The sequence below is a fragment of the Novacetimonas hansenii JCM 7643 genome (genome assembly GCF_000964405.1).
GTDB lineage: Bacteria > Pseudomonadota > Alphaproteobacteria > Acetobacterales > Acetobacteraceae > Novacetimonas > Novacetimonas hansenii.
On sequence record NZ_BANE01000360.1, the window covers coordinates 1 to 6,108 of the forward strand.

The 6,108-nt window shown below is 59.9% G+C and carries 7 protein-coding genes and 1 other RNA gene; 5 read left to right on the plus strand and 3 right to left on the minus strand.

Annotated elements, in window-relative coordinates; genetic code table 11:
* Positions 1-197 precede the first annotated feature (197 nt).
* Together thiE and B7G66_RS16605 are read right to left on the minus strand one after the other, a co-directional pair.
* Complete coding sequence (gene thiE / locus B7G66_RS16600) at positions 198-839, minus strand: thiamine phosphate synthase (RefSeq protein ID WP_003617343.1); 642 nt, start codon at positions 837-839, stop codon at positions 198-200.
* 183 nt (positions 840-1,022) lie between these two features.
* The gene (locus tag B7G66_RS16605; protein WP_003617349.1) at positions 1,023-1,475 is read right to left on the minus strand and encodes a hypothetical protein; all 453 of its coding nucleotides are present in this window, start codon (positions 1,473-1,475) and stop codon (positions 1,023-1,025) included.
* A gap of 63 nt (positions 1,476-1,538) precedes the next feature.
* On the opposite strand from B7G66_RS16605, the gene B7G66_RS16610 reads away from it, so the two are divergent.
* From B7G66_RS16610 to B7G66_RS16630, 5 genes are all read left to right on the plus strand, one after another.
* The gene (locus tag B7G66_RS16610; protein WP_003617351.1) at positions 1,539-1,847 is read left to right on the plus strand and encodes a hypothetical protein; all 309 of its coding nucleotides are present in this window, start codon (positions 1,539-1,541) and stop codon (positions 1,845-1,847) included.
* A gap of 2 nt (positions 1,848-1,849) precedes the next feature.
* Positions 1,850-2,191 (plus strand): cell division protein ZapA, encoded by a 342-nt coding sequence (locus tag B7G66_RS16615; RefSeq protein WP_040511332.1) that lies wholly within the window; start codon positions 1,850-1,852, stop codon positions 2,189-2,191.
* 9 nt (positions 2,192-2,200) lie between these two features.
* Positions 2,201-2,360: non-coding RNA, 6S RNA (ssrS, locus tag B7G66_RS16620), on the plus strand.
* Between the two features lie 6 nt (positions 2,361-2,366).
* A complete protein-coding gene (locus tag B7G66_RS16625) occupies positions 2,367-2,981 on the plus strand; it encodes a 5-formyltetrahydrofolate cyclo-ligase (RefSeq protein ID WP_003617354.1) in 615 nt (204 codons plus the stop codon).
* A 20-nt stretch (positions 2,982-3,001) separates the two neighbouring features.
* On the plus strand, positions 3,002-3,817 hold the full coding sequence (locus tag B7G66_RS16630; protein ID WP_003617356.1) for a TIGR00282 family metallophosphoesterase: 816 nt from the start codon (positions 3,002-3,004) through the stop codon (positions 3,815-3,817).
* A gap of 390 nt (positions 3,818-4,207) precedes the next feature.
* Here B7G66_RS16630 and B7G66_RS16635 read toward each other — a convergent pair whose 3' ends face one another.
* Positions 4,208-5,668, minus strand: a complete 1,461-nt coding sequence (locus B7G66_RS16635) for an AMP nucleosidase (RefSeq protein WP_196760728.1) — start codon at positions 5,666-5,668, stop codon at positions 4,208-4,210.
* Positions 5,669-6,108 lie beyond the last annotated feature (440 nt).

A 6,108-nucleotide genomic window follows, 5' to 3' on the forward strand; every position in this document is an offset into this window, starting at 1 on the left:
TTCGATCAAAAGGCGGCACCCAAAAACTTTTCCTGTTTTTTATCCAATGAGTTGTTTTCAACCACTCTCCAAGCGCCAGTATCCTGAGGCAAGGCTTTTTGAAAATTTCACTGAAAATTATATTATTTCAGTAGGTTATTTGCCCTGTCTGTACAAATGCGCTGTGGGCGTCGTGGTATGTCCCGTCACGACGCGCTTCAGTCGATCGCGTCGCTTGCCCTGTCCATTGCGGCGTTCATCGCCCGCACCCCTGCGTCGGGTCCATCGGGGTGGGACCAGACCGCACTGATGACCGCCAGGAAATCAGCGCCGGCATGCACCAGTGGCCCGCAATTTTCGGGGGTGATGCCCCCGATGGCGACAACAGGCAGTTCCATCATCGTACTCCACCATGCCAGCAGGTCGGTGCCTGCGCGCACGCTGGTTTCCTTGGAGGGGGAGGGAAAGAACGCGCCGAACGCGATGTAATCCGCCCCGCCTTCGCCTGCATGCATGGCCATGTCACGACTGTCATAGCACGAGACCCCAAGTTGCAGGTCATCGCCCAGCATGCGGCGTGCTTCTTCCACCGACATGTCATCCATGCCGACATGCGCACCATCACAGCCGGTATCGCGGGCAAGGTCGGGCCGGTCATTGAGGATGAAGGCCACGTCGCGTTCATGCGCCGTCGGGCGCAGCACGTCGATCGCGCGGCGGATCGTGTCGTCTGGCACGTCCTTCAGCCGTAGCTGCACCGCAGCCACAGGCCCGGCGTCCAGCGCGCGTGCGAGCAGGGGGGCGAATTGCGTGGGGTCGAGCGACTCGGGCGTCACAAGATAGAGCTGGCAATCGGTCATGGTGGCCCGATCATATGGCGCACATGCGCCGTGGGGAACAGTCCCCCTGTTTCTGGGCGCGCCTTGGCCGGGATATGAAAATCACATTCAGGCAAAGAATCGAAAGCTGCCATCGGTCCGGGGAAAAGATCAGGAGCCAGATTTTATCGTTTGATAGGAGCGTATTATAAAAGTCCTGGCGATTTATGGCTTGTGGGGAAACCGGCTGTGCGGGGTGTGGCGCAGGTAGTTCCGTATGCCCCCCGCCGGGTCATCCCCCGTGATGACATGCGCGTCCGGCCGTCCACGCAGGCACCATCCCCCCGTCACCTGTGCCAGTATGCCGAGCGCCATATGCTGGGTGCAGGCATGGTCGATGATGACCCCCGCCAGTCCCGCACGCAGCCCTTCGGCCGCGCGCCCCGCCGACATGCCACAATCCAGGAACGCAGGGACGGGCATGTGCGCCGTCAGCGCCCGCCACCATCCCACCCCCATGAAACACCCTGCATCGGGGGGGGACAGTAGCGCGCACGCCCGGAGGGGGGCGTGCATGTCGCTTTCGTTCAGGATGGCGCGCAGCAACGTGGCCTCGTCATGCGTGGACATGACGATGAAATGACGCGGATACGCAAAATTGTCATGATTAGCGATCATGCTTGACGTTCAGACGTCACCGGGCGATCTGTTGCAAGGGACCAGGGCAGGAAATTATGAAGGATGAACGTGTCCAATACTGACACAACGCAGGCGGGGCGGGAAGCATCCGTATCCGCGCATGACGGGGCGCGCGATCCCGCCGACCGGCTGGAACAGGCGCTGACGCGTATCGCCTTTGCCATTGAATGTCGCGAAGAAGGAACCTGGCCGCCGGCTGGTTCCGTGCCGTCCCCCACGACGCAGCCCACCGATCCGGGGATCGACCTGCAGGCGTTGGCCGCGAATATTGACGCCCTGATCGCACGGGTGCGCGACGCGCTGTCCGATGGGGGGGCGGCAACCGTGATTGCGGACATAAAGGGCAAATGATGATGGGACAGGTCACAGTACGCATCAACGGCTATTCCTACAGCGTCGGGTGTGAAGAGGGGCAGGAACAGCACCTGCAGGCCATGGCGCAGGAAGTGGAGCGTCGAATCGACCGTATCCGTGCGATTGGTGGGCATAGTGGCGAAGGACGGCTGCTTGCGCTGGCGGCGTTGCTGATGGCGGACGAGATCCATGACCTGACGGCGGAAAAGATGTCCGCCGATACCGCCCACCAGCTTGCGCAGGGACGTCAGGCCAGGATCGAGAACGAACGCCGTCGCGATCAGCTTGAACATCTCGTGGAACGTGCGGAAAATATTGCAGCCGCCCTCGAACATGACTAGATAGCAGGTGCGGGGCTGCCGGATGCGTCAGGCAAAAATCAACCCCTGGGCCGATAAGCACTTCCTAAGGGGGCTGGCACTGTCGTGATCGTGGTCACGTTACCTGGCACCCACCTGCACCTGCAGGTCCGGGAGGGCTGATAAGGCCAACGGTCATGGTGGCTCCGTAATTCTCATGACGATACCGCACGATACCGATCCCCCCGCACTTGCGGGGGCCAAGGCCCGGTTGCGCCAGCACTGCCGTGCGATGCGCGAAGGTGCATCCCCCACCATGGCGCAGGAACAGGCATTGCGGGCGGGGATCGCGGCACGGGTCGATACCCTGTCACCCGGCAGTGCTGTCGCGCTGGTCTGGCCCTTGCCCGGTGAACTTGACCTGCGTCCGCTGTTTGGCGTGTTGCATGGGCGGGGGTACCGCGTGCTTTTGCCCTTTACGCCGCCTCGGGGGCAGCCTCTTTCCTTTCATCACTGGCATCCGGGCGTGACGATGTGCAATGGCCGGTTTGCAACACGGCATCCCGATGGCCATGCCTATGTGCCCGACATGGTGTTTGTGCCGCTGCTGGCCTTTGACCGGCGGGGCGGGCGGCTGGGATATGGTGGGGGATATTATGATCGCACGCTGGCGCGCCTGCCCCATGCGGTTGCGATCGGTTATGGACTCGCCGCGCAGGAGGTCGCGCAGATCCCCATGGGCGTGCATGATGTGCCGCTGTCGGGCATTGTCACGGATCGTGAATGGATCAGGTGCATCGCGGGTCATGTGGATGGACCGGCGCGGGATTGAATGGAAGAAGGTCAGATTTTTTGAGGATACTGTTTCTGGGCGATATCGTGGGCCGCGTCGGGCGCGAAGCGGTCATCAGCCGTCTGCCGGGATTGCGTGCCGAACTGTCGCTGGACCTTGTGGTGGTCAACGGGGAAAACGCCAGCCATGGCTTCGGCCTGTCACCCGCCATCGGACAGGACCTGTTCAATGCCGGGGCGGATGTCATCACGTTGGGCAACCATAGTTGGGACCGGCGGGACATGATCGGCCATATCGACGCCGAACCGCGCATCATCCGTCCCGCCAACTATCCCCCCGGCACGCCGGGACAGGGCAGTGTGGTCGTTCCACTGGTCAACGGGCACAAGGCACTCGTCATCAGCGTCATGGGACGTCAGTTCATGGATGCGATGGATGACCCGTTCCGGGCCGTGTCGGACATCCTGTCGCGTCATCGCCTTGGCGTTACGGTGCAGGCCATCATTGTCGATGTCCATGCCGAGGCGACGAGCGAGAAATGGGCCATGGGGCATGTCTGTGATGGTCGCGTGTCGCTGGTGATCGGCACCCATACCCATACGCCCACGGCCGACCATCGTATCTTTCCCAAGGGCACGGCCTTTCAGACCGATGCGGGGATGTGCGGTGATTATGACAGTGTGATCGGCATGGGCAAGGATGCCGCCATCGCACGTTTCGTGCGTAAGATGCCCGGCGAACGCCTGCAACCGGCGGAAGGTGACGCCAGCATCGCGGGCATGATGGTGGAAACTGACGACGCCACCGGTCTGGCGCGGCGGATGGCCCCGGTGCGGTTGGGTGGTCATCTGGCGCAGACCATGCCGGATTTCTGATACGAAACAAAAATATTAGAGAGTGTTTGAAAACAACATACCGATTAAGGAATGGAAAAGTTTGGGGTGTGCTTTTTCGCGGGGCTTTGAAAGCCGTTGCCTTTTCGACAAAAGATGCACCCCAAAATTTTATGAGGCTGTTTGAAAAGCCAGACTCGATAACATACTGAAATCATAAAGGTTTTTTTGTGAAGCTTTTTCCAAAAAGCTTTGAAAGACGCCGCCTTTTTCGATTAAAAGGCGGCACCCAAAAACTTTTCCTGTTTTTCAAACACTCTCTATGAGTCCAGACGTTTGCGAACCCCATATTTCAGGCAGCCCCCTGACAGGGCGCGCAAGGGGCGGCGTCATTGCTGCCAAGGTGGTGCAGGATAACCGCACGGGGATCCATTAACGAAAGGCCGGTTCGTCAAAGCCACGCAGCTTGCGCGAATGCAGTCGGTCGACGCCCTGTGCGCGCAATTGCCGCATGGTTTCGATCCCCACGATCAGGTGCTGACGCACGCGTTCGCGGTAGAAGGCATTGGCCATGCCACGCAGCTTCACTTCCCCATGCAGGGGTTTGTCCGATACGCACAAAAGCGTGCCATAGGGGACGCGAAAACGGAAACCGTTGGCCGCGATGGTGGCTGATTCCATGTCCACCGCAATGGCCCGTGTCATGTTGATGCGCGTGAACAGTGCTTCGAGCCGGAGTTCCCAGTTGCGGTTGTCCGTGGTCATGACCGTGCCGGTGCGCAGCCGGGTCTTGAGTTCCGCATCATGCAGGCCCGTCACCCGTTCGGCCACGTCCTGCAACGCCATCTGGACTTCCGCTATGGGGGGGACGGGCACCCATGGGGGCAGATCCTCGTCCAGTACATTGTCATCGCGCAGATAACCATGCGCCAGCACATAATCGCCCAACCGCTGTGTCCGGCGAAGCCCGGCGCAATGGCCCACCATCAGCCAGCAATGCGGGCGTAGTACGGCCAGATGGTCGGTAATCGTTTTCGCATTGGCCGGCCCGACCCCGATATTGACCAGCGTGATGCCATCGCCATCCGGGCGACACAGGTGATAGGCCGGCATCTGCGGCAGGCTGCCTGCGCCACCGGGGGCGTCAGGTGTGCCGCCCTTGTGATGGGTGACGCCGCCGGGTTCGACAAAGGCGTCATATTCCCCCCCTGAATCGACCTGTGCGTGCCCATAATCGCGAAAGGCGTCCACATAACGCTGGTAATTGGTCAGCAGGATGAAACGCTGGAAATGGCGGGGGGCGGTGCCGGTATAATGATGCAGCCGGGCCAGAGAATAATCGGTGCGTTCGGCGGTGAACAGCGCCAGCGGACGCGGTGTGCCCGAACGCGGCACCTGTTCGCAGTTGGCGATCGAATCGTCCGTCATCCACAGGTCGGGCAGCGCGAAATGCTGTTGCAGCCAGGCCATGTCCCCTTCGGTCAGGGAGGTCACGGCATCTTCCATGACATAGGACAGGGGGATGGGCCGCCGCGAACGCCCCACCAGCACGGGCTGGTGATAATGGCGCAGCAGGATGTCGATCTGTTCGCGCCAGTACTCGCGGTACAGGTGGGGATGTGTCAGCGTCGTGCCATAAAAACCGCTTTCAAGCACGATATCAAAGGGCGGACGCGGCATGTCGGCCGACAGCCCCCCTTCCTGCGCAAAGGCGAGATAGGGGTAAACCCCTTGCGCAAGGTGGCTGGTATCGCGCGCGGCAAAAGCATCGCGCAGCAATTGCGCCGCCGCATCATACAGTTCGGTAATCCGTGCAACGGCGGCGTCCGCGTTGTCAAAGCTTTCGAAATCGGTTCCGACTTCGTCAAGCAGGCGCATCGTCGTGGGCGTCATGGCGGCGTTTTTCCCTTCCATCTTATGGAAACTATGAAGAGGACGGAAAAAACAATCAACTAACGCGCAGGCATGCAGGCCGGAGGGGAACATGCCCTATTGGGTATCGCCGTTTTGAAAGGGGGGGCGTGCTGGGGGCCGTTTCACCAAGGGCTTTTATCTTTGGCACGCTGTTCGGAAATGCCCGGTTGGGAAGGAATGGAAAAAAACTCTTGGGATGTGTGCTTTTTTAAAAAAGACGATGTCTTTCGAAATTCGGGGGGATAAAGCGGCGTCAGGAAATTTCATGAATCCAGCAGGTTGCCGGTTCTGTCCTTTCAAGACGTCCCCGATGAAATTATACCTGAAAACAGTCGGTTAGAGAGTGTTTGAAAACAAGTTATTGATAAAAAAGAGAAGTTTTTGGGTGCCGCCTTTCGATCGAAAAAGGCGGCGTCTTC